Annotated in this window: 24 protein-coding genes, 1 tRNA gene and 1 pseudogene; 14 read left to right on the forward strand and 12 right to left on the reverse strand. The window is 36.8% G+C overall.

Features of this window, described 5'->3' with window-relative positions; translation table 11 throughout:
• Positions 1–168 precede the first annotated feature (168 nt).
• On the reverse strand, positions 169–306 hold the full coding sequence (locus tag ACLPIE_RS14535) for an SEC-C metal-binding domain-containing protein (protein WP_430262511.1): 138 nt from the start codon (positions 304–306) through the stop codon (positions 169–171).
• Positions 307–367: 61 nt separating this feature from the next.
• Between ACLPIE_RS14535 and ACLPIE_RS14540 the strand changes: the two genes are divergently transcribed.
• Together ACLPIE_RS14540 and ACLPIE_RS14545 are read left to right on the forward strand one after the other, a co-directional pair.
• Positions 368–556, forward strand: a complete 189-nt coding sequence (locus tag ACLPIE_RS14540; protein ID WP_430262512.1) for a type II toxin-antitoxin system HicA family toxin — start codon at positions 368–370, stop codon at positions 554–556.
• Between the two features lie 62 nt (positions 557–618).
• Entirely contained in the window at positions 619–1,026 is a 408-nt protein-coding gene (locus tag ACLPIE_RS14545) for a type II toxin-antitoxin system HicB family antitoxin (RefSeq protein WP_430262513.1), read from the forward strand.
• 20 nt (positions 1,027–1,046) lie between these two features.
• On the opposite strand, the gene ACLPIE_RS14550 is transcribed toward ACLPIE_RS14545, so the two are convergent.
• Entirely contained in the window at positions 1,047–1,211 is a 165-nt protein-coding gene (locus ACLPIE_RS14550) for a hypothetical protein (protein WP_430262514.1), read from the reverse strand.
• Between the two features lie 167 nt (positions 1,212–1,378).
• Entirely contained in the window at positions 1,379–1,813 is a 435-nt protein-coding gene (locus ACLPIE_RS14555; protein WP_430262515.1) for a hypothetical protein, read from the reverse strand.
• Between the two features lie 381 nt (positions 1,814–2,194).
• On the opposite strand from ACLPIE_RS14555, the gene ACLPIE_RS14560 reads away from it, so the two are divergent.
• Positions 2,195–2,458: a hypothetical protein gene (locus ACLPIE_RS14560; protein WP_430262516.1), complete on the forward strand. Its 264-nt coding sequence runs from the start codon at positions 2,195–2,197 to the stop codon at positions 2,456–2,458.
• On the opposite strand, the gene ACLPIE_RS14565 is transcribed toward ACLPIE_RS14560, so the two are convergent.
• Entirely contained in the window at positions 2,453–2,917 is a 465-nt protein-coding gene (locus ACLPIE_RS14565; RefSeq protein ID WP_430262517.1) for an antitermination protein Q, read from the reverse strand. The two genes, ACLPIE_RS14560 and ACLPIE_RS14565, sit on opposite strands and share 6 nt — an antisense overlap.
• A 125-nt stretch (positions 2,918–3,042) precedes the next feature.
• On the opposite strand from ACLPIE_RS14565, the gene ACLPIE_RS14570 reads away from it, so the two are divergent.
• The 4 genes from ACLPIE_RS14570 (at position 3,043) to ACLPIE_RS14585 (ending at position 4,756) form a co-directional block, all read left to right on the forward strand.
• Complete coding sequence (locus ACLPIE_RS14570) at positions 3,043–3,573, forward strand: hypothetical protein (RefSeq protein WP_430262518.1); 531 nt, start codon at positions 3,043–3,045, stop codon at positions 3,571–3,573.
• A gap of 209 nt (positions 3,574–3,782) precedes the next feature.
• On the forward strand, positions 3,783–4,328 hold the full coding sequence (locus ACLPIE_RS14575) for a phage N-6-adenine-methyltransferase (protein ID WP_430262519.1): 546 nt from the start codon (positions 3,783–3,785) through the stop codon (positions 4,326–4,328).
• A gap of 7 nt (positions 4,329–4,335) precedes the next feature.
• Positions 4,336–4,572: a hypothetical protein gene (locus ACLPIE_RS14580; RefSeq protein ID WP_430262520.1), complete on the forward strand. Its 237-nt coding sequence runs from the start codon at positions 4,336–4,338 to the stop codon at positions 4,570–4,572.
• Entirely contained in the window at positions 4,565–4,756 is a 192-nt protein-coding gene (locus ACLPIE_RS14585; protein WP_430262521.1) for a helix-turn-helix transcriptional regulator, read from the forward strand. Before ACLPIE_RS14580 ends, ACLPIE_RS14585 begins: the two co-directional genes overlap by 8 nt.
• Here the strand turns inward: ACLPIE_RS14585 and ACLPIE_RS14590 are convergent.
• Positions 4,734–5,909: a tyrosine-type recombinase/integrase gene (locus ACLPIE_RS14590; RefSeq protein ID WP_430262522.1), complete on the reverse strand. Its 1,176-nt coding sequence runs from the start codon at positions 5,907–5,909 to the stop codon at positions 4,734–4,736. The genes ACLPIE_RS14585 and ACLPIE_RS14590 overlap by 23 nt on opposite strands.
• A gap of 196 nt (positions 5,910–6,105) precedes the next feature.
• On the opposite strand from ACLPIE_RS14590, the gene ACLPIE_RS14595 reads away from it, so the two are divergent.
• A tRNA-Arg gene (locus tag ACLPIE_RS14595) sits at positions 6,106–6,180 on the forward strand.
• A gap of 164 nt (positions 6,181–6,344) precedes the next feature.
• The gene (locus ACLPIE_RS14600; protein WP_430262523.1) at positions 6,345–7,514 is read left to right on the forward strand and encodes a tyrosine-type recombinase/integrase; all 1,170 of its coding nucleotides are present in this window, start codon (positions 6,345–6,347) and stop codon (positions 7,512–7,514) included.
• On the opposite strand, the gene ACLPIE_RS14605 is transcribed toward ACLPIE_RS14600, so the two are convergent.
• Positions 7,511–9,268, reverse strand: coding sequence for an ATP-dependent nuclease (locus ACLPIE_RS14605; protein WP_430262524.1), 1,758 nt, complete (start codon positions 9,266–9,268; stop codon positions 7,511–7,513). The genes ACLPIE_RS14600 and ACLPIE_RS14605 overlap by 4 nt on opposite strands.
• A gap of 598 nt (positions 9,269–9,866) precedes the next feature.
• A complete protein-coding gene (locus ACLPIE_RS14610) occupies positions 9,867–10,079 on the reverse strand; it encodes an ogr/Delta-like zinc finger family protein (RefSeq protein ID WP_272528619.1) in 213 nt (70 codons plus the stop codon).
• Positions 10,080–10,489: 410 nt separating this feature from the next.
• On the opposite strand from ACLPIE_RS14610, the gene ACLPIE_RS14615 reads away from it, so the two are divergent.
• From ACLPIE_RS14615 to ACLPIE_RS14625, 3 genes and pseudogenes are all read left to right on the forward strand, one after another.
• The gene (locus ACLPIE_RS14615) at positions 10,490–11,086 is read left to right on the forward strand and encodes a LemA family protein (RefSeq protein WP_430262525.1); all 597 of its coding nucleotides are present in this window, start codon (positions 10,490–10,492) and stop codon (positions 11,084–11,086) included.
• Positions 11,083–12,261: a TPM domain-containing protein gene (locus ACLPIE_RS14620; RefSeq protein ID WP_430262526.1), complete on the forward strand. Its 1,179-nt coding sequence runs from the start codon at positions 11,083–11,085 to the stop codon at positions 12,259–12,261. Before ACLPIE_RS14615 ends, ACLPIE_RS14620 begins: the two co-directional genes overlap by 4 nt.
• Before the next feature lie 297 nt (positions 12,262–12,558).
• Positions 12,559–13,260, forward strand: a pseudogene (locus ACLPIE_RS14625) (helix-turn-helix domain-containing protein); the annotation flags it as partial.
• Positions 13,261–13,373: 113 nt separating this feature from the next.
• On the opposite strand, the gene ACLPIE_RS14630 reads toward ACLPIE_RS14625, so the two are convergent.
• From ACLPIE_RS14630 to ACLPIE_RS14650, 5 genes are all read right to left on the reverse strand, one after another.
• Positions 13,374–13,658 carry a hypothetical protein gene (locus ACLPIE_RS14630; RefSeq protein WP_430262527.1) on the reverse strand — a complete coding sequence of 95 codons (285 nt, stop codon included), beginning with the start codon at positions 13,656–13,658 and terminating at the stop codon, positions 13,374–13,376.
• 663 nt (positions 13,659–14,321) lie between these two features.
• On the reverse strand, positions 14,322–16,832 hold the full coding sequence (locus tag ACLPIE_RS14635) for a PEP/pyruvate-binding domain-containing protein (RefSeq protein ID WP_430262528.1): 2,511 nt from the start codon (positions 16,830–16,832) through the stop codon (positions 14,322–14,324).
• Entirely contained in the window at positions 16,823–17,695 is an 873-nt protein-coding gene (locus ACLPIE_RS14640) for a phosphatase PAP2 family protein (protein ID WP_430262529.1), read from the reverse strand. Before ACLPIE_RS14640 ends, ACLPIE_RS14635 begins: the two co-directional genes overlap by 10 nt.
• Positions 17,692–18,756 carry a lysophospholipid acyltransferase family protein gene (locus ACLPIE_RS14645; protein WP_430262530.1) on the reverse strand — a complete coding sequence of 355 codons (1,065 nt, stop codon included), beginning with the start codon at positions 18,754–18,756 and terminating at the stop codon, positions 17,692–17,694. The genes ACLPIE_RS14640 and ACLPIE_RS14645 overlap by 4 nt, the downstream gene beginning before the upstream one ends.
• Complete coding sequence (locus ACLPIE_RS14650) at positions 18,749–19,984, reverse strand: lipase/acyltransferase domain-containing protein (protein WP_430262531.1); 1,236 nt, start codon at positions 19,982–19,984, stop codon at positions 18,749–18,751. Before ACLPIE_RS14650 ends, ACLPIE_RS14645 begins: the two co-directional genes overlap by 8 nt.
• A gap of 125 nt (positions 19,985–20,109) precedes the next feature.
• Here ACLPIE_RS14650 and ACLPIE_RS14655 point away from each other — a divergent pair, with 125 nt between their 5' ends.
• Both ACLPIE_RS14655 and frc read left to right on the forward strand, forming a co-directional pair.
• Entirely contained in the window at positions 20,110–20,322 is a 213-nt protein-coding gene (locus tag ACLPIE_RS14655; RefSeq protein WP_430262532.1) for a hypothetical protein, read from the forward strand.
• Between the two features lie 687 nt (positions 20,323–21,009).
• A complete protein-coding gene (frc, locus tag ACLPIE_RS14660; RefSeq protein ID WP_430262533.1) occupies positions 21,010–22,263 on the forward strand; it encodes a formyl-CoA transferase in 1,254 nt (417 codons plus the stop codon).
• The last annotated feature ends 20 nt before the right edge of the window (positions 22,264–22,283 follow it).

A 22,283-nucleotide genomic window follows, 5' to 3' on the forward strand; every position in this document is an offset into this window, starting at 1 on the left:
AGATTATTGAGGATCAAAGCAAGAGGTTATCGAAATCAAGAACGATTTAAAACAGCAGTGATGTTTCACTATGGTAATTTAGATATGGGATTTTGAGTCTGACCACCATGATCGGGGAAGACCCATACATACACAGTGATACCTACTTGGTACGCATTGGTACCCCTCCTACTTCAACTTACCACAACACCACTTATAGCGAACTCCACTACCACATGGACACTGCTGGTTTCGGGTTAGCGTAGTCATCATTTTCTTATTAATTGCTGTTCCATTTTCCATAAAAATAGTGGGTTCTATACCCATAATATATTGACATTACATCAAAGTGTGGGTATTATACCCACATCAACGAAACGGAGGGTTGATGAGTAGTGCAGAGTTAATCAAGAAACTAATCGCTGATGGATGGGTTAAAGCAAGACAAGACGGCAGTCACGTTACTTTAACTAAAGAGGGAATCGATAAAATTATCACCGTTCCCCACCCGAGAAAGGATTCATCAAAGGGTATCATCCGGCAAGCTCAGAAAATATCAGGGCTTAAGTTACTATAAAAGGGAGCGGTTAATACCGCCCCTTCCTCTGCATACTCATCAACATTATTGAGAGGCTAGATATGATATACCCACTCTTTATATTCAAAACAGAAGATGGCTTTGATGGTTATTTTCCTGATGTAGATGGCTGCTTCTTTGCTGGTGATAACATTGAGAGCGCCATTAGAAATGCAGAATCTGCATTTGCTCAACATATGGAAGTACTTACAGAAAAAGGTGGTCACGTTCCTGCACCTAAAGACCCTGCTGTTTATCTGAATGACGATAGATTAAAAGAAGATGACGGGATCCTAGGTTTGGTTGAAATAGACCCATCAAAGTATGAGTCTAAGGCTATTAAATTCAATTTAACTATGCCTAACAACTTACTTACCGCTATCGATAAATATATAGCTCAAAATGGACACTATAAAAATCGCTCTGCTTTCTTGGCTGAATTAGCAAGAAAGGAAATAGCAAACCACTAAAAATATGGGGCAGAAATGCCCTATTTTTTATCTTTCCTTTCCTGCTCTTTCATCCATTCTTCGCGGAATAGATCATCAAGTGCAAAAATAGCAGCATCGAATTCTTTGCAGCTTATTGCTGTGGGTCTTGATGCAAGATACTGGTCGATATCGACTAGGGATAGAGGTAGTGGGCAGGCTGTCATTCCAGCATAGCGGCGATTTCTTCCTATGACACCATAAGCAATGAGTAGCTCATTTGTGACACCATCAAACTCTGGCGCTGGAATATCAGGAAGCCCTAATTGTTTGCGTTTCCATTTGGCTTTATCGCCAATATCACCGCCGAACTCAGCTAGCCAATTCTGAGCGTCTAGTGCTTTTTTACTGTATCAGCCACATGTACTGATTCTTCTTTGCCTAGCTCAATAGCAGCATTGAGAATTTTCCAGTAAAACTCGGGGTTTTGTTTTAGTAGTATCGCCCCGCGTTCAGGCGTGTATTCGATGGCGACTTGCTTACCTTTCACATTCAGCTCTCCAACACCTCGCCAATCTTTCAACAAATAACGAGCCGCTGTGGCCATTAACAAATCGTCAGGCGTTTGAGTGATATCAATTTTGGTGATATCAAACTCGGGTGTACCTACGTTCATTTTGTTATCAAGCCGGTCAATATGGCGATAGATAGCTGAGCTTAGTGTTTGATAGCTTTCATCACCAATAGAACCCACGAGCAACTTCACGCCCTCGACTGGTTCAATCCATTTTGTCATTTCTAATTTTGCATCTTTATTGATAATTAACATGTACTTTCCTTAAGCTATAAAAAAGCCCGAACTAACGGGCTATTGAGTGTTATTTTCCATCTGGTTTTACAGGTGGAATGCGTGTAATGGTTGGGGGAATATTGGCCGCTGTGATATTCAGCTGAACTTGAATAATGTCCGTGTTACAGGTAGGTGAGAGTTATCAGGAAGTGTGCCAATACGTTTATTTTCGTACAGAAAGCGAAATTGTTTAGCGTAATAAGCACCTTCAACAGATTGCTGGAATGCCTCAGACGGTATTGACGGGTAGGCGACCTCTTGAATATGTAGCTGAATTATAGCGAAAGTAAATATACTTATATATTTTGTTAAGTTAACTTTCTAAACTAAATAAACATTTAATTTGTAGAGGGCGATTTCATGGCCTTAAGATTAGAATCTATTTTTTTTCAAAATGTAGGTGAGCATAGTATTAATACATCAGTGATAGATGTTCACATATCTGATAACGAAGCCATTCCAATAACTGATTTATCAGGAGATAAACTAGATCTTTATGAAAACCAAAATTATCAATTTACAATGATTATTAACAAGAGTGAGTCTGATGTTAGAAAAATGTCAATCAATGAGATTGAAAAAATAGCATTCGAACAGCTCAAGAAAAATGTTTCTAATTTATGAGGGTTTTAGATACAAAAAATCCGTTAAGTTAATTAGCAAGCTAGAAATAACTGAGCCCCACCGAAGTGAGGCTCTATTTTCTCTTTTTGTGACAATTGACAGTTGCTCTTCTGCGTTTCCCTGCTCCTTGAAGTACTCTTGAATTAGCATTTCATAGAATGGCTTAATGTTTCTGCGCCATGAAGTTTCGGGTAAATCAAATACCTTTTCGCATATTTCGCGTCTTACATCTTCAGCTGGCAGCCGAGAATATCCACGACCTGAGCACTTGCAGCATGTTTTGTAAACTGGAATACCTTGTTTCTCGGTTTCCTTTTTATCCAGTACCTCGCCACGCCCATTACATCGGCATGAATGACTAACTTGACCTTTGCCATTGCATGTTTTGCAAACTATGCGTTTTACCTCTCTTACTTCCCGAAAGTTTGCATACTCCCCAGTCTTAATTTCAAAACCCATACGCTTTGTTTCCTTGATTACATTCCTATCAACCCATCGCGTATATAAGGAGGCATTTTGACAGTGGATTAGTCACATGGATGTGAGTATGATTCATGATTTCATTTCCGTTAAGGATAATATAAATGAATAGCAGAGATTGGTTTGATTGGGTTGTCATGGTAGCTAGTGTCATATCTTCAACAAGTATATTTGCCACAGTTATAATATACTTTTTCCAGAATAAAGCCGAAGCTAAAAAAAATAGCAATATAAAAAACTCTCTATTGATTGAGTTGGATATGATTAATTCATCGAACAAAAAACTTCTTTCTATTATTGAGTCATGCAACAAAGAGAATAAATTAATTCTTGTCCGGCAAGCTACCGGAGTAGCAATAAAAACCATGAATGATGACCATATACAGCTTAATAAAATTGATGCTGGAAGACTTAATGCTTACTTACTAAGAATGATAAATTTTGATTTTGAATCTAGCAAGAAATTGATGGTGATAATTAATATATCAGGTGACTTTAACAAACTAGTTGAAAGAGTAATGAATAGCACCATCGGTGACGTTTCTTTTTCTCATGATGAAACAACTTTAGTTCATGATTTAATACCTAGCTATCCGATCAATGCGATATCAGAACTAATTGATTCAATTAAATAGGTTACAGCCCTGCACTAGCAGGGTTTTTTATACCTAAAATTCAGAGTAACAATTCATTCAAACAATCGAATGTGTATTACTCATGCTAATACAGGGTTCTGCTGTGCCTGTATCTGAGCAAATATACACACAGCAAGAATGCGAGAGCCGTGCTATGCAGATAATGATGGTGCGGGATGTTGAGATTAAGTGTGGAGAGGTAATGAGGCATGAAAACTGATTACGGAGGCAGCCACACACCAAAGGAATTGCGTGATAGATGGCAAACTCCCCTACCTTTATTTACAGCATTGGACGCCGAATTTGGTTTCTATTTAGATGCTGCGGCCGATAAAAATAACCACCTTTGCACTCATTATCTCACCGAAAAAGACGACTCGTTAAATTGCGATTGGGAAAGTTATGGGGCTATTTGGATAAATCCCCCGTACAGTGAAAGTCAGCCATGGATTAATAAATCTGCTGAGCAATGTAAAAAACAATTACAGCCTGTCGTGATGTTAATTCCGTCTGATACTTCTGTCGGATGGTTTAATTCGGCATTAGAAACAGTTGATGAGGTGAGATTAATTACAGGAGGAAGAATATCTTTTATTAATGCTGGTACAAACAAACCAGTTAACGGAAATAATAAAGGCTCAATGCTTTTAATATGGCGACCGTACATTAAACCACGAAAGATAATTAGCACTGTCGATAGAGATGAATTAATAAATATCGGCAATCAAATATTAAATGAATGGAAAATAGCATAGGTGGCCTATGACACCACAGGAAATGGAGAATGGACGCAGAAAAGTAGCAAGGGATTGCAGGAATGAACTTAAAAAAATAATGGAAGAGGAAAAGTTAACCTCTGAAATAGAAATTAGCGTTTTAAATAAACACCTAGAAAAATTTAAATCATTAATGACAAATGAGCAGTTAAAGAAATATTATCCAGTTTCATTTTTATCATATACAGCAAAGCAGATAGACAAGGAAAAGAACAATGACTAATTCAGATTTGATTGTAGAAAAAGATGTATACGAGTGGATCGGAATTAAACGAACCGCTTTATGGAGACTACGTAAACAATGTGGATTTCCACAGCCAGTTTTAGCTCGACCAGCCAAATATAAAAAATCTGATATTCAGCGATGGATAGATAATGGCGGAATCAACCAGAAGTCAGCTTCTTAACATGCCAAAATACTTTATCTGCATACAACTCATAAGCATCACGCTGATCATCAATCCAATCGTGCTTATTATAAACAGCCATTACCCCGCCAAGCTCATGCCCCAACATTTTTTCTGTAACATGGGGCATCACTCCTTCACTAGATAGGTTCGTCACAATCGAACGCCTAAAGTCATGTGTACGCCATTCAGGGATATCAATAGACTCCCTTAGCTTGCGCATAAAGAGGTTTGCTGACGACCTATCTATCGCCCTGTCAATTTCCTGACCTGCAAACAAAACCTCATTACCATTATTTAGCAGCCTTTCTATATAAGGCTCAACTTGTTTGAATATTGGCCTTCTAATAACATTTCCCATTTTTGAGTGCTCTCTTGGCGTTGTCCAAATCATATCTTCCATATTGAACTCAGATGCATTAGCAAGTCTCATCTCGGAAAGGCGTGACCCGTATAGTAGTAGCATTTGATGAAGTAGTTTATTAGAAGTAACTATTTTGCAGTTTTCCAAAGCTAGCCAGATTTTAGCCAGCTCAGTATATGTGAGAACGCGATCACCAACATCAGGGCGCTTACCAATAGTTTTAGGGCTTAACTTCAACACTTCACAAGATGAAATAAATTGCCTACTAATACACCAGTTAATAACTGATCTTAGTTGCATAAGTAACACCCTAGCCTTTTTAGGGTTTAGCTTCTCTTGTTTATCAAAGAATTTAACCCAAGATGAAATGGGTACATCAGCAATTGGCGTATTCCCAAACTGTGTGTACATCGTGTTGTACACGACTGACTTATATAAGGTCTGAGTGTTTGGCTTTAACTGCGCTGCATACTTATCCCACCAGTAATCAAGACAGTCTTTTAACGTTGCCTCGGTTTCACCTTTTGAAAAATAAATTTTAGGATCAAGACCTTTCGTGTACAATTCGCGCATATCGCCAATAACAACTCTGGCATCTTTCAATGTCATAGCTGGATAGTGACCGACTGTTAATCTTACAGCCTTGCCATTCCATCTATATCTATATTGAAATGCTATTGTTCCATTCGGAGATATACGTGCGCTAAGACCGTCACCGTCTGTAAGTTCAGGTTTACCTAAATACGGTTTATTTAGAAGGCTTCGTAATTTTGTATCGCTCAGCGCCATTAGCTTTATCTCATGTACACAATGAATATTTCGATAATGTACTCAATATGTACAAAATGGCAAGTGAACTAAGACATATAAAATGAAAACAGTCGCAAACGAACGAGAACAAAAAAGAACTAATGACTTGATTCGAACATAGTAAAAACGGTACTATACAAACCAAGAGGAACAGTTGAAAACAACGCCTCAAAAAGTCCCCTTAGTTAAATGGATATAACGAGCCCCTCCTAAGGGCTAGTTGCAGGTTCGATTCCTGCAGGGGACACCATCGCCACTTCTAAAGACCTCTCAAGACTTCCAATTTTTTAAATAAAAACAATAGATTAATTATTTTGACTTCCAAGAAGGTCTAGTAACTTCTAGTGGAATCTAAGTATTAATGTGTATAGTATTGTGTATAGGTCTAGGTTCGATAAAAAAACTATACACATTATGCTGCTCACTGATATCCAAATTCGTAAAGCTAAGCCTAAAGATAAGGCTTACACCCTAAATGATGGCAATGGCTTATCCCTTCTCATTGAACCCAATGGTTCCAAGGGGTGGCGATTTCGTTATCGCTTTGCGGGTAAGCCTAAAATGATTTCATTTGGCGTGTATGGGCAAATTTCTTTAGCCGATGCCAGAAGAAAAAGAGATGAAGCAAAAAAACAGCTTTCAGATGGCATAGACCCAAGTGATGCCCGCAAATCGGAAAAGATCACACAAAAATACGCTGCTGAAAATACGTTTAAAGCGGTTGCAATGGAATGGCATGCATCAAAATGCTCTACATGGTCAAAAGGCTATGCGAGCGAAATATTGCGTTGTTTTGAAAATGATGTTTTTCCTTTCATTGGTAGTCGGCCTATTGACCAATTAGCGCCATTAGAATTACTTGCCGTATTGCAGAAGATAGAAAAACGCGGAGCATTAGAACAAGCAAGTAAAATTCGCCGTCGTTGTGGGGAGGTATTTAGATATGCCGTCATTACAGGCAGAGTAAAATATAATCCTGCTCCCGATTTAGCCGGAGCTATGAACAAGCCAGAAACTAAACACTTTCCGTTCCTACGTGAAAATGAAATTCCTGAATTTGTCAAAGCGCTGAATAACTACCAAGGCAGCAAAGTAACTAAATATGCCACCCAGTTATTAATGCTCACTGGTGTTAGAACGGTTGAATTACGGCTTGCAGAATGGTCAGAATTTGATTTTGAAAATTCACTTTGGGAAATACCTAAAGAGCGCATGAAAAAACGTCGTCCTCACTTAGTCCCCCTATCACCACAGGCTCTAGAAATACTTGGTAAGCTGCGAGTCATTACAGGTAACTATCCAATACTTTTTCCGGGTCGCAATGATGCTAAAAAACCTATTAGCGAAGCTAGTATAAATAAGGTTATCGCAAAGATTGGCTACAAAGGTAGACTGACAGGGCATGGATTTAGACATATGATGAGCACGATTTTACATGAGAAGGGTTTTGATAGTACATGGATAGAACTTCAATTAGCTCATGTGGATAAAAATTCCATCCGTGGAATTTATAATCATGCATTTTACTTGGAAGGAAGAATTAAAATGATGAATTTTTACTCACTTAAATTATTAACATATTAATTAGTTGGTTCTTGAACTAATTTTTCCAATGATTCAGGTGTAAATTCTTCATCATATTTCAGCTCTCCAACTATTTGTTTCAGTTGTTTAACTATAGAAATATTATTATTTTCTATATCTAAGCTTTGAGCATATAAATATGCAGATAATGGTTTTCCAAGTTTAGGGTCATGGCAGTAATCATGTGCATGTTCAAAGTTTCGTATTGAGACATATCGTTTGACACTGCAATTATTTCTACATTTGGCATTTTCCATCATATCCCAGATGCTATTATTAACAGACCAAGCACTATTTGACTTTGGTTCTCCATCAGCTTTTAACTTTATACTACCATCATTTTCATATAAATATCTCTCATCAGAATCATGAATTATATGCTGTTTTATTTTAAAATTACTTAATATATTAATGAAAAATGGCATATTATTTTTGCTACCTGTATTTAAAACAAAAATCTCTCTTTTCGGATAATATTTATGAATGAGTTCTCGTAAAACAATAGCTTCAGTATCCCCTTCAACCAGCACAACTTCATCAGCAAAAAAAGACTCACAAATATGTGGATTAAATCTATTCAACATCTGAACTCTATTTTTAGTTTCTCCATCACCTTTAAAAACGGTCTCATCTGTTTGATATATCTCAGTTGTACCATCAGGATGCTGAACAAATCGAGCTAACGACATATGTTCTTTACTTAGATCAATTAACTGGGGATCATGTGATATGCAAATAATTTGGTAATCATCTCTTGATGATAATCTATACAAAGTCTCTCTAAATCGTCTTTTATTGCTAGGGTGTAAATATAGCTCAGGCTCTTCGAAAAGTATTATATGTTTTTCACCCTCTTTAGTATTTCCAAATAAACCTAATATTGTAACTATCGCTTGCCTAATTAATGCATGTCCATGTAAATCAAAACGTCTAAAATCAGAGCTTTCAACCTGTTCCTTTATTTCTTCAAGAGCCTTAGCTGTCTCAATTAACTTACCATTATCAATTTCTTTTTTCCCTATAGCTATTCCAAAGTCTTTCTCGAATGCCTTAGTTAAATCTGTTTCCTTATTTTTATCTTGTAGTATTTTTATTTCTAGATCTGGAAATGTACTATTAAAATACTCATTAACAGAAGATGCCATGTTTGTTAAATAGCTATTTTCCTCTACTTTCTGTTGCAGCTTATTAATTGCAATTAATGCTTCGTTATATTCATCCTTATGATTTTCTTTTAATGACTTAAGTAATTCACTTTTAATTCTATCATCCAACCACTTAATCAATGAAGCTACATTAGGCATTGCTTCAATAAAGATAACATTTGGAGTTGCATGAGTTAATATTGTTTCCAAACCACCAAACCCTTTATTTTCATATCTTCTATTTTTAGGGTCATAGGTTTCTTTAGATGCTTTTTCATCAATTGCACTCCACGTTTTCTTAAATTTAACTATGCCATTATCATCAACCCACTTATTCAATTTTAAATCATTAAACTTTTCATCATCACTTGCTTCCTTTAAAACAATCGCTTCAATTTCAATTTTATTCTCAGGGTTATTTTGATAAAAATCAGTAACCAATGACTTTTTAGTTGGCGATGAAAAATATTCATAAGCATACAAGACACTGGATTTACCGATGTTATTCTTACCAAATAAAAAAACAATATTGTTATCATCAAATCTAATTAAATTATTGTTTCCATTTATTGCTCTAAAGTTTTTGACTGACATTGATTTTAAACGCATTACATCCTCCTTAAAAAAAAGATACTAATATCATTAAAATATATAATTATCTGCTATGAGGATCATAATACATGAATTTTTTTTATGTGAAAAATACAGCATGTTACAGAAAAATGAACTACTCGAACTGTTATTTGTAAAAAAAGCATTTTCACTTATATAACAAAAGTTACACGAAATAAAACAATTTGGCACGTAAAACGCACTACACCGCACCCGCCTGCACAATTTGGATCTAAAAATTATTTCAGTTTTAAAATTCTACAAACCCTATCGCCAAGCCGCGCCAATACTAGGGCGTTGCCGAAAATCTCAAACTGAAATGTGTGAAAAGATTTTCAGTAAATTTCAGTTTTCAGGTGGCGTGCGTTTAGTTAGTGACAGTACAACCAATTGAAATAAAATGATTTTTCTATTTTACGTGAGATTTTTACTTGAGCGTATACACCGCACAAAAACTGGAAAGCCAGTGTTTATGCGGGTTGCAGAGAATTGAAAAACTGAAATCGAATGAAATTTATTTTGCCAAATGACACTTAACGTTTAAGTGACCACTTCAAAAAATTACTGTGAGATAGCCACGTAAAATACAAATCAATCATAACGGTAAAATAGGTTGATTACTGGCTGGCTTTAAATTACTTGGCTGTATCGTGTGTGAAAAAGTCAGAGTTAACATGTAAGTATGACCACATTCAAAGTCATTACAGGAACAATAAATATGAGGAATGTTATCAATGCCCTCCATTTGAATTTTTCGAATTGTTGCCTGTTCACCACAAACAGGGCAGTACACTTTCATAACTCGCATGGTTAATCACCTTTTCCTTAATGCCTTCCAGAATAAGGCCAATTAAATACATACCTTGCTATTTTAAAGGGTAACAGGTGTAACAAGGGTTATAGCCTTGAATAATAAGAACTTATTTTGTTACACTTTCAAAAATTCAAGGTGTAACAGGTGTAACAATTATTACAGGTTACTCACCGGATTGATTACATAACTCAAATTTTATTGACCATACTACTGAATACAAAATAGAATTGAATTAAATCGTATTAATTTAATAGCAGCAACTAAAGAGCCGTTATTAATATTTAGAAACAGATAAAAATATTCTTTTCTCTCTAATTTCTTTAAAATAAGACCTATCCAAATGAGGATTTCAAGTCAATTTAAAACTATTTATGATTGATTAATTGTAAATAAAAGGATTTTTTATGCGCACGTTATCTATTGGATTTATGTTATTTTTTGTTGTCGCTTTAGTAGTATTAATTAATAATTACAACACCATTCAAAAAAATGATGAGTTAGTAACCGCTACTGCTTCGGAGTTATTAAACCAGTATCAGCGACGTTCCGATTTAGTACCAAACCTAGTTAATACTGTAAAGGGTTACTCAAACCATGAAAGTAATGTGCTACGAGAAGTGGTACAGGCACGGGCGTCTGTCGGGCAAATCAACGTTAACACCGATATATTTTCTGATCCTGAAATTGCTGCTACATATCAAAAAGCTCAAAAAAATTTAGGAAATTCTCTGTCTCGCCTTTTAGTCATTGCAGAAAATTATCCAGAATTAAAAGCTAGTTCTCTCTACCAGGATCTCATGGTGCAATTAGAAGGTGCTGAAAACCGTATCTCTGTCGCGCGTACTCGTTATATTGATGCTGTTCGTCATTACAACACACAAATCAGGCAATTCCCTTATAGCATTATCGCAAAATATTTTGATTATGAGGCAAAAGCTAATTTTAGTGTTGAAGATGAACAACAAATAAAAATTACTCCTATTGTGAATTTTAGCTCATGACTCGTAACATATTCTCTTTATTATTCTTGCTATTATTCAGCTTCACTGCAAATGCAACTTTCGTAAGCCTTCCACCATTAAAGACGGATAGAGTTATTGACAGTGCAAAATTATTAACCACACCACAGTTTCAAAAATTAAATAATTTACTTATTGATTTTGAAAATAATCGAGGGGATGGCTCTCAATTTGTTCTGTATATTGTGCCGACAATAGGCAATGAAACGATTGAGCAATTTACCTATCGCACGTTCAATGAATGGAAGATTGGAAAAGCCGGTAAAGATAATGGTATCTTATTAGTCGTCAGCATCAGTGACCATAAAGTGCGATTTGAGATTGGGTACGGTTATGAAGGTGCTCTAACGGATGTTCTCACTGGACGAATTATACGAAATGATATATTACCGTATTTTAAGTCAGAAAATTATTACTCCGGGATTGAACAGGGCCTTAAACATGCAATGCAAATTGCTAATGGTGAACCGATAGAATTTGATAATTCGCTGATAAACCTCATTCCATTTAAGATTCTACAAACACATTTTATGCTGACTTATCTTGTCATTTTTAGCCTAATTTATGTTTATAAATTAATTTTTGGTACCCGATGGTTAAAGAAAAAAATTAATAATGAGATAACGCTTTCAGAAAAAAAGAAAAAATCCGGGAAACGGGGATATAAAATAGGAAATAAACAGTTAAAAAGATTAAAAAAATACTTAGAATATAAATATTACTTTCCCACATCGTTGAATATGTTTGGCCCTGTCACGCTCTATACCTTGGCAGCTATATTTTTTACACAAGTCTATTTTGATGGGCTAATTAATCCTTTTATGTTAATACTGATGATTATGTTATCAATATTTTTCAATATCATACTGATGACAATTATTTTTAGTATATTGAATTTATTACTCCCCCTCTTTCGCAAACAAAAAAAAGAGTGGAAAGATATTTGTTCTTTGAGTCGAGTTGGATCACCTTTTTATCAATCATCTGTTGCATCAAGATCATCATATCGATATTCATCAAGTTCTTCCTATTCGTCATCTTCATCATCGAGTTACGATTCAAGTTCATCAAGCTCATCTTCTAGTTCTTCTTCACGTTCCTCAAGTGGTGGCGGTGGAGGTTCAAGTGGCGGCGGCGGCGCTTCAGGAAGCTGGTAATAATGTGTCGGAGTCTACAAATTGCAATTCATAGACTCTGACGCAAATAGCAATGACGTGATTTCACCTTAAATTAACCCATTATCGTTACTCTATTTCCTGACATTACCGGAATTAATTATTTGTGATGAATTCCATTTTTTACTCAAATGTTATTTTTGAATATGTTAAACAACAGGTCGAGTATTCAATAAGTTGATTTAATTAAATGTAATGTTCCCTTTCAATGAAAGTACCTATGAAAGTCTGGACTTCGGTTGACAATTAGTTTTTTCTAATTGTAGCCGGAGGTCAGATATGATGAACATTAAAGCTAAACGAGATATTGCACATAAAACAAAAATCTTAAATCATGCCCGTGAGAGCAAAAATATTGCTAAAACTTGTCGTCATTTTGGGATCAGTAGAGAAACTTTTTATACTTGGAAAAGAGCTTATGAACGAGATGGCGAGAAAGGATTAATCAACAATAAACCCTGCCCTGAAAATCCAACCAGAAGAGTTGCAAAACACATCGAAGAGCTGGTTATTTATCTGCGTACGACTTACCATTTTGGTCCCCAACGTATCGCTTGGTATCTTCTACGGTTTCATAACATCAAAATATCACGCTCTGGCTGCTATTATGTATTGCTCAGAAACAAATTAAACCAACTTCCCCAAAATCAGCGAAGTCGCTCTAAACCACTATTTAAACGTTATCAGAAACAAGTGTCAGGGCACCATGTTCAGGTTGATGTGAAGTTTTTATTTTTTAATACGCCTGATGGACAACGAATTAAACGTTTTCAATATACAGCAATTGATGATGCGACACGGATCAGAGCACTTAAAATTTATGAAAGGCACAATCAGGCTAATGCTATTGATTTTATTAATCATGTTGTAAATAAATTTCCCTTTAGAATCAAAACGATTAGAACGGATAATGGGCACGAATTCCAATCGAAATTTAATTGGCATATTCATGATCTAGGGATGGGGCATGTCTATATTAAGCCATAAGTTAAACGATGAAAAAGCCACCAGTAATTAACTGGTGGCTATTAATATCACTTTAAAATTAGGGATGACTAATTACAAAGAAAAACTTGACGTATTGATGTTATTTACTATTCAATTCGTAGCTCTGTCTTACTTACATGTATTTTCGCTCCCTCAATAGCGCCTTCATTGCAATATATATACAGTTTTTTATTATCACGTGAACCATACCAAAAATTCAAGATTGTATTATACATGGCCATATCTCGAGGGCTGTTATAATCAAAAGTTGAATATGCATACATTTTATCATTCGCTATAATATTGATAAGAACACCATCAATGGCATCAGTCACATGCTCAATCGAATCAACAGCTAATTTACTTACTGCTTTATTATTTAAATCAGTCATAATATATCCTCATTTAGATGGCTAGCACTTACAAATTAAGCACTAACTTAATTATAGTAAAAACAAGAATAAAAAAAGGAATTTTGAAAAAAAAAAACAAAACACTAAAAAAATAATTAAACATAAACAAAAAAACAGAAATAACTAATAAGACTTTTTTTTCAAAACAATTTAAAGATGACTTATTATTTTGATTATCAACTTAGGATTTCATATAAAAGCAAAAATTAATTTATGATGTTCTAATAATGATATTTGTTAGTTTTTATAATTATTCTTTATTTATCGTAACTGTTCAATTCAATTTCCCGATAGCCTTTTATCTAAATTGCACTTTACTATTAAGTTTATCGCATCAACTAATAATTGCGGCTATCACCCTACCCACGCCTCATTAATTGAGACCCGCCGTTATAACGACCGCACAGAATAGCCATACTTCCGGATTTTTTTCATACGTTTCATGACTCCCCCATATTCGAGGAATATCGCACAAGCCTAGCTTACGCGATGTTTCGCAGAATCTAGGTCTATACGTGTCTTTCTTGAAAGTTTTTCTAGGATATTTTGCAAGCTTTTGCATTGCATACTTATTCAAGGAAAAAGCCGAGAATAAAATTTCTCGGCACGAAAAACAATTTCTTATCTAGATCTGAGGTTAGCTTACAACAGTTCAACCACACCTTTTTGGCCGTCGACTCGAACACGTTGGCCATTTTGTAGTGTATTCATGACTCGGCGGATACCCATAACAGCAGGGAGGCTGAGCTCTCGGGCTGTAACAGCGCCATGGGATAACGGACCACCACTTTCAGTAATGATACCGCTAGCACGATAAAATAGCGCAGTCCATGCAGGGTTCGTTGTACGAGCAACAAGAATTGCACCTTGTGGGAATAAGGAGAAATCTTCGGCGCCATGTACTAAAAATACCTCGCCTTCAATGACCCCCGCACTACCTGCTAATCCTTTCAATATAGTGCTGTTATCATCAATCTCTTCACTCGTTTCACCATAAATCCATTGTGGTGCTGTCGCTTTTGCTTCTAGATAAGCTGCTTTATTTGTGTAAACATGTTGTCGCAATTCACTGAATGCTGGCGTACTTTCCTGTTGTATAGCATCTGCTAATTGCTGCTCTTTCGCAAAATAGATATCAGACGGAGCATCCAGCACTCCGCGGATCACTAATCGTTCACCAAGGGCATGTAAGCCTCGGCGCATGGGGAGTGCTAATCGTGTGGTTTGGTAATGTTCTAAGTCATCAAGCGCAGTGTAAACCCGAGCGAGTCGGATGAGTTCTTGCATAAAATAGCGTAATTCTTCTGGTGATTTTGAAATCACATCGAATTCAATTTTTGATTGCTCTATTTTTTTGCTCAGTCCACTATCGTTTTTTTCATCATTTTCAATATCAGACATAGCACTGATTTGTGTCAGTACAATATGTGGAGCGTCTAACCACGTTGGGTGATAGGCATCAAAATCCATTTCACGATGGCCATGATTGACTAAGAAAGTTGTTAGTTTTGCAAAAAAATCTGGATATTCAGACTGCAATATCTGCATTATCGTATTTGGCTCAAATTGTTTCAGCAGCGCAAATAAACATGGCTTTTGGCGAACTAGGCGAGAAAGTGCCCAAAGTTCTTGGTTTACTTGCCCTGTTTTAGTATCCGACATAGCTATTAGGCTATCTAAAGTTTTATGCGCTAACTGTTCATCCCCTTTATGGAACATTTTCAGTAGCGCAATAAGAGCAGCATAAAGTGAACGTTGAGTAAGTGAAATAGCAATATTCGGTAAAAAGTAATCGGAACCTAATTTATTAATGCGTTGTATATAATCCCATAGCTCGCTGAGTTTTTTCTCTTGTAACGGCTCATGATTAAGAGCACCAATACCGATTAAATAGGTATCGAGGTCACGCATCCATGTAATCGGTAGTTCTTGAACCCAAGCAAATTTACGTGCTATTTCAGGTAAAGAAGACAGCAAAGTAGGAAGATCGCTCATCATCGATGTCGGTAAGCGGTTATGGTACAAAGTCACCGCGTTTTGGTTACCATAGATGTAATAATCCTTCATGGTGAACCATTTGCCATTAAATGATGGTAATCCCATTAAGTTTAAGCTGTAGTTCAATGAGGCATGAAAACCTGCTTCACACATATCCCAAGTGAGTGGCGTGATTGGGTTAGGAAAACGTTCTGCAGATTCTTCTCGAGTCCACACGGGGGCTATTTGAGTCACATTTCGAGACTGTAATAACCAAAGTTGGTTATCATGGAATGCCCACTCTATGTCTTGAGGAAAGTCAAAATATTGCTCTGCGCGCACCGCAAGTTCGGCAACAGCTTGGCACTGCTGAGCGGTTAATGAACTCTGTGTTTTTGCTGACTGGCTTAGCTGTACGATGTCTGTTGATTCAGCCGTCATCACGATAGCGCGTTGCTTATCTGCAATTTCTTGGTGGCAAATTTGCATAGAGCTACGATCAACTTGATATTCATCGACAGGCTCTTCACCGCCTACCACCGTTTCACCAAGCCCAAATGCAGAATTAATCAAAATTGAAGATAAATGACCACGTACAGGGTCAATTGAAAAAGCTACACCAGCCGCTTCATTTTCGCGAACATCAACCATGCGTTGTAAGACAACAGCCATCGAAACAAGGTGGTGAGGCAAGTGTAAATGTTGACGGTAAAGCATCACATGGGTGTGCCACAAAGAAGCGTAACATTGGCGAATAGCATTTTGTAATGCATCAAGGCTGCGGACACCTAAAATAGTGTCATGTTGGCCTGCAAATGCGGCACCTGGCATGTCTTCTAATGTACCTGAAGAGCGCACGGCAAGAGGTACATGAGTAAGTTGGTTCTTATGTAGGCGTTCCGCTAGTAAATGCATTAAATGTTCAGGTAATGGGGCATCTAATAACAATTGGCGGATTTCGTTACTGGCATCTTGTTCATGGCCCGCATACTGGGCAAGGAATGCAGTGATTTGAGGTAGTAAAGGAGAAATAAACTGTTTATAGGCTTCGCATGACAAAATTAGCCCATCAGGCACGGGGAGTGCTTGAATTGTTTTGGACAAGCTTGCGCCTTTTCCGCCACTAATTGAGATGTCCGCGGCAGTAATATCTTTAATATTATAAATTAGTTCCATCTTTTACCTTCTTGATTCTTAAATATAAAATTTAAAACGAAGATTGATAGCACCGCACCGAGGAGCACATCAATACCATAGTGATAATGCAGATAAAGGGTTGCGATGATTAAGCCGAGTGCTAAAGGGATTAAGCATAACGCTATTTTCCGATAGCCTGATTTGTATAAAAAACCAATAATAAACAACGTGATCCCGCTATGTAAGCTAGGGAAAACATCCATGCCAGTTATCCCTTTATCAACAATTTCTGTGAGAAAAAGTGTCATCGCACCATTGTGAACGGGATAGGTAAATAATTCAGGGTAAGCAAAATAGGGGCCTGCTGCTGGCAAAGAAAAATAACCAATAAATCCAATGAAGTACATCAGCATCAAACCTGTAAAATAACCTGTTGCGACAGAAATATTTCGCTGTAAAAAGAAAAATAGTGCACTGCCGATGATCAGAAAGTAGAAACTGAAATAGCAAAAAGAGACCAATTCACTGAGCCATGGTGTGTGCAGTGCAATTGCTCGTTCAGGCAAACTTTTCCCCAGCCATAAAAAGCGGTCGATGTGATATAGGAGGTTATCTGCACTCCAAGTATAAAAATAAATGCGGATTGCTTTGAATAAAGGAAAAATTGACCAGCAGGCAATGAGTTGCAGCAATCCTAGCCAATAAAATCGTGTTGAGTTCTGTTTGGAACGCAGCGTAATAAAAACCAATAATAACCATGAAAAACCGCCAGCAATGATCGATGGCATCAGTACCTCCGCCAATCCGGAACGGTAAACGCCAAAGCTACCTAGCAATAAAATCAATAAAAGCTGCAAAGCAAAAAGTATATTAAATAGACGTAAAAAATTCCTTTTTATCATAGTGATCGGCCATTTTTTTGGATGATTTTATAACCTATAAAGGCACTGATAAGCGATGGAAGTAATAGGGTTGGCCAACAAAGTGTAAAAATCAATAAGGCAGGTAACCAAAGAAGACTCGCAAGGCTTCCCCCTAGTATTTTGAAAAAAGAGACCGTATTTCGGCCATCTGCTTGTGATGCAGCGAACCTAGCGGCGAGTAAAATAGGAAGGAAAACAAACATTAAGCAAAAACCAAGCCACCGCCAAGCCACAGTGTTGGTGGCTGATTGTGTTTTATGGCACCGCGTTGGATCTGGGTTTTGCTGATACTCTAAAAATGCACTTGCATAAGATTGCCCATTTAGCAGTGACTGATAAGCATACTGCTCTGCTTGTTGAAACATTACTTCATTTTGGCAATTGACTGAAACCGCATCCAGTTCTTGGGAAAATTGTTCATGAATACGTTTTTCCCAATTACGATCAGACTCATCATCTAATTTGCTGACAATTGAAATGGGATTACCTACATAAATTTCAGCATGGCTAGCGAATCTGTCTGGCATGACATAAAACAGCCCCAAAGGTACAACATTAAATTCAATGTTTTCTTCAAGAAGTGTTCTAGCGATCCTCGCAGCACCACGTTGATAAGGTAAAGGCTTATATCCCCATTCACTGCTCCCTTCTGGAAATAACGAGAGATCGCCTCCATTTTTCAGATGTGCGACTCCGGCATCAATTGGATTTTCAAAACTATGGGCGGTAATAGAGAAGCGTTCTTTATCTTTTTTTCGAATCACCGGAATTCCTGTAAAAAATAATCGCATAATAGGACTATTTAACAGCTGAATAGATGCTAGAGCTTGAGAAAGAGGTGCGATTTTTAGCGGTAGATAACCATCAAAAGCGCTATTGCGATGGCTACATAAGTAGAGTGTTGGTTTCCCGTTTGTAGGGGAAGCAGTACGGTTGATAAGAGTACAATTAGGGTAATAGACAGCGCGGATTACTGAGGAGATGAATCGATAATAAAGTGGTAATGGTGTGCCTGCGGTGATGATTGTGTTCTTATTCATAAATTACCCGTTGATTCAATGTGGCAATATCAAAGGCCAAAACCTGTAAATTAGGAATATGACTGACTAAGCCTCGATGAGTGCGAGCCTGATTGATATAAACATAGTTTTGACCGAAAGGTGGTTGCTCAGGGGCATAAATAATGGCGTCATGCCAACTCTCTAACAAACCTTCGATAGGAAGATGATCATCACCTTTTGTGAGTGTGATATCTGCAAGATGAGGAAACGCTTTTTGAATCAATAAAGCATCTGTATAGAGTCGCCCATTATCATATACTGCCTGTTTTACAGTGGTATGGTTATTGCTTAAAAACCAAGTTTGCATAATAGCAATGTCATTTGGTGTACGATTAGCAACGTGTTGGCTAAAGCTTTTTGCTTGGGCGAGGTTATCGGCTAATTTTTCCCGTACACGCATGCGCAATGCAGGCTGTTGTGACTTAGTGGTTTGGTATGGGCCTATGTGAAACTCTTTCCAACAATTTTCATCATAAACATCAAAATCTAAAATTGGTTTACCTTGCTTATCTATAATTTTGGCAAAAGCAGGCAATAATTGAAAGGCGCTTGGGCAGCTGGCAATTTCATCTGCGGTAAAACCATAAAAAAATTTACCCGCAGGATAATACCCTGAATTGATTAAATGCAAAGATTGGAACGTTCCCTGCCAAGGCGGGCCAAATGCATACCATTTGATAATACTGTCACGTTCATGTTGACTAGCAGATTGTAAATAATAGCGAATAGCACTGTTTGATGACGAGTGAGCTATCAAGATAATTTTTTGTTTCTGTCCATAGACTTGCTTTATTTGATTGATTTTGGCAGATAGTTTTTGAGCAAGAAGGCGGTTATCAGCGCGCCAGTCATGGCCTAAAAAGAATAAATCGACCCCATCTCGATAGTTAAGAGCCGTTTCGAGTACGCGCTTAAGTGGTGCTGTAATTAGGCTATCGATGATACCTGGGATAACAGAAAAACGGTGTAATTGGGATGCTTCAATATTTGACGCGCTTTCGACATATTCATAATTATTTTTATGAATAAGGCTGTTGTAATTTCCCCAAATAAGACGCTTACTGTCAGTATCATACAGCTTGCTACCTAAAATGCCGGGTAAGTAAATAACTGGGATGTTTGGGTCTTGAGTCGTAAGTTTTGCGTGGCGGATCTGCTTAGCAATGTCCCTTGCTTTAATCGTAACATATCCCCAATTGAAAGGCATTTCTGAGTCCCAGTAACAATGATATTACATAGAATCTAGCTTAACTCAAATTAGATTGCATTAATATAATTCTCATTTTTTTATTTTGATTTATAACCTATTTCAATGGGATTTTATTCCGGACGATGAAACCACAGGCTTTTTCTATGGGGCTGGATACGCGGCTCATAGCGGCTTCAGCCATTCAGCCATCCATTGACAACCATGACCAATCAATGCCCCCGCAGATGTTAACAAGTAAGCAAACTGTTCTGGCAAACTGGTCTAAATCCTCAAATTCACTATGCTTACCCGAATCACTGTGGATTTGTATGGCACCATTATATGCCCTCCCTTAAGAACTTGCCCCTTAGCCACTTTTTAGATTTAAAAGTTAACGCTAGGGTACTCTCCTCTCAAATATCTTATTAAAATAATTTATCTATAATAAAACAGAAATAGCATTTATAATTAAATATTATTAATAGTAAAAATAACTTTAATAAATACAAACACCTTCATAATAAACCATTTATTGTTAACTTTTACTTCTCAATTATTTTATGTTTCTATTTATTTGAGTTTACATCAATGCATTTCAAAATATTTCTATCTTTTATTTGACACATTAGCCATTAATTCTAAGTTAACCTTTAAATATCTCTAAATTCATTAAGTTGAAACCTTATTAAAAATTCATCATATATCTCTAAATTCTGTCACTTTCATATTTTTCATCATTTAGGTCTCATATTTCGCACTAACTGATAAATTAAGCAAATTATACCAATTTCACCTCCATTTTAAAGAGATATAGCACCAAAAACCACACCGCTAGGAATTTTTACCTATATCAATTATTGATGAAAGATGTAGATTAAGTTTAAAGCTTGAATCTAAAAACGTATTCAAATTCACATATTCTAAGTCACACATTCAAAATCAAATATTCAAAGAAATATATTCAAAGTCATATATTTAATATATATAAATCTTTTATTAACCAACGATATTTTTATTTTCCATAAAAATTAAAGTGAGGTTGTATGTCTAATTTACCACTATCAAATATTACGGTTTTAGATTTCACAGGTGTTCAATCTGGGCCTGCATGTACGCAAATGATGGCATGGTTTGGCGCTAATGTAATTAAAATTGAACGCCCAGGTGTCGGTGATGTGACTCGCCATCAATTACGCGATATTCCAGATGTAGATGCGCTTTACTTTACAATGTTAAATAGTAATAAGCGTTCCATTGAATTAAATACTAAAACGCCAGAAGGCAAAAAAATAATGGAACAATTAATTAAAAAAGCGGACATTTTAGTCGAAAACTTCCGCCCAGGAGCAATGGATCGGATGGGTTTCACGTGGGAATACATTCAAGAATTGAACCCTAGATTAATATTTGGCTCAGTTAAAGGGTTTGATGATAACTCTATTTATGCGGATGTTAAAGCCTATGAAAACGTGGCACAAGCGGCAGGAGGTTCAGCATCAACGACCGGATTTTGGGATGGTCCTCCAGTAGTTAGTGCGGCTGCATTAGGTGACAGTAATAGCGGTATGCATTTACTCATTGGCTTATTAGCCGCACTTTACCAACGTGAAAAAACAGGCAAAGGCCAAAAAGTCAGTATGTCCATGCAAGATGCGGTACTCAATTTATGTCGCGTAAAATTACGTGACCAACAACGTTTAGAGCGTGTTGGCTATCTTGAGGAATATCCTCAATATCCAAATGGGACATTTGGCGATAGCGTCCCTAGAGGCGGAAATGCAGGCGGTGGTGGTCAGCCGGGCTGGATTTTGAAATGTAAAGGTTGGGAAACCGATCCAAACGCATACATCTACTTCACTATTCAAGAGCAAAATTGGGCTCAAACTTGCGTTGCTATTGGCAAACCTGAGTGGAGTGAAGACCCTAATTACAATACAGCCGAAGCTAGACAACCTCATATTTCAGATATCTTCTTAGAAATTGAAAAATTTTTAGCCGATAAAGACAAACATGAAGCGGTTACTTATTTAAGCCAATATGGTGTTCCTTGTGCGCCAGTATTGAGTATGCGTGAAATAGCTCGTGATAAATCATTACGTGAAAGTGGCACTGTTGTTGAAGTTCAACAGCCTATTCGAGGCTCATATCTAACTATCGGTTGCCCAATGAAATTCTCCTCATTTACCCCTGAAATTAAAAGTGCACCTCTGTTAGGCCAACACAGTGAGGAAATTTTGAAAGAGCTCGATTATACCGATGAACAAATCGCAGCGTTACGTGCTCAGAAAGTGATTTAACTTTTTATTAAGCAAATCAC

The organism is Providencia sp. Me31A, assembly GCF_050487165.1.
Lineage (GTDB): Bacteria > Pseudomonadota > Gammaproteobacteria > Enterobacterales > Enterobacteriaceae > Providencia.

Coding starts and splice junctions, on each gene's coding strand:
- ACLPIE_RS14570 (WP_430262518.1), top strand. CDS start 3,043: ATGAATAGCAGAGATTGGTTTGATTGGGTTGTCATGGTAGCTAGTGTC.
- ACLPIE_RS14590 (WP_430262522.1), bottom strand. CDS start 5,909: ATGGCGCTGAGCGATACAAAATTACGAAGCCTTCTAAATAAACCGTAT.
- ACLPIE_RS14630 (WP_430262527.1), bottom strand. CDS start 13,658: ATGACTGATTTAAATAATAAAGCAGTAAGTAAATTAGCTGTTGATTCG.
- ACLPIE_RS14605 (WP_430262524.1), bottom strand. CDS start 9,268: ATGCGTTTAAAATCAATGTCAGTCAAAAACTTTAGAGCAATAAATGGA.
- ACLPIE_RS14600 (WP_430262523.1), top strand. CDS start 6,345: ATGCTGCTCACTGATATCCAAATTCGTAAAGCTAAGCCTAAAGATAAG.
- ACLPIE_RS14635 (WP_430262528.1), bottom strand. CDS start 16,832: ATGGAACTAATTTATAATATTAAAGATATTACTGCCGCGGACATCTCA.
- ACLPIE_RS14560 (WP_430262516.1), top strand. CDS start 2,195: ATGGCCTTAAGATTAGAATCTATTTTTTTTCAAAATGTAGGTGAGCAT.
- ACLPIE_RS14575 (WP_430262519.1), top strand. CDS start 3,783: ATGAAAACTGATTACGGAGGCAGCCACACACCAAAGGAATTGCGTGAT.
- ACLPIE_RS14645 (WP_430262530.1), bottom strand. CDS start 18,756: ATGAATAAGAACACAATCATCACCGCAGGCACACCATTACCACTTTAT.
- ACLPIE_RS14655 (WP_430262532.1), top strand. CDS start 20,110: ATGAAACCACAGGCTTTTTCTATGGGGCTGGATACGCGGCTCATAGCG.
- ACLPIE_RS14640 (WP_430262529.1), bottom strand. CDS start 17,695: ATGATAAAAAGGAATTTTTTACGTCTATTTAATATACTTTTTGCTTTG.
- ACLPIE_RS14535 (WP_430262511.1), bottom strand. CDS start 306: ATGGGTATAGAACCCACTATTTTTATGGAAAATGGAACAGCAATTAAT.
- ACLPIE_RS14550 (WP_430262514.1), bottom strand. CDS start 1,211: ATGACAGCCTGCCCACTACCTCTATCCCTAGTCGATATCGACCAGTAT.
- ACLPIE_RS14615 (WP_430262525.1), top strand. CDS start 10,490: ATGCGCACGTTATCTATTGGATTTATGTTATTTTTTGTTGTCGCTTTA.
- ACLPIE_RS14620 (WP_430262526.1), top strand. CDS start 11,083: ATGACTCGTAACATATTCTCTTTATTATTCTTGCTATTATTCAGCTTC.
- ACLPIE_RS14540 (WP_430262512.1), top strand. CDS start 368: ATGAGTAGTGCAGAGTTAATCAAGAAACTAATCGCTGATGGATGGGTT.
- ACLPIE_RS14565 (WP_430262517.1), bottom strand. CDS start 2,917: ATGGGTTTTGAAATTAAGACTGGGGAGTATGCAAACTTTCGGGAAGTA.
- ACLPIE_RS14545 (WP_430262513.1), top strand. CDS start 619: ATGATATACCCACTCTTTATATTCAAAACAGAAGATGGCTTTGATGGT.
- ACLPIE_RS14610 (WP_272528619.1), bottom strand. CDS start 10,079: ATGCGAGTTATGAAAGTGTACTGCCCTGTTTGTGGTGAACAGGCAACA.
- ACLPIE_RS14580 (WP_430262520.1), top strand. CDS start 4,336: ATGACACCACAGGAAATGGAGAATGGACGCAGAAAAGTAGCAAGGGAT.
- ACLPIE_RS14555 (WP_430262515.1), bottom strand. CDS start 1,813: ATGTTAATTATCAATAAAGATGCAAAATTAGAAATGACAAAATGGATT.
- ACLPIE_RS14585 (WP_430262521.1), top strand. CDS start 4,565: ATGACTAATTCAGATTTGATTGTAGAAAAAGATGTATACGAGTGGATC.
- ACLPIE_RS14650 (WP_430262531.1), bottom strand. CDS start 19,984: ATGCCTTTCAATTGGGGATATGTTACGATTAAAGCAAGGGACATTGCT.
- frc (WP_430262533.1), top strand. CDS start 21,010: ATGTCTAATTTACCACTATCAAATATTACGGTTTTAGATTTCACAGGT.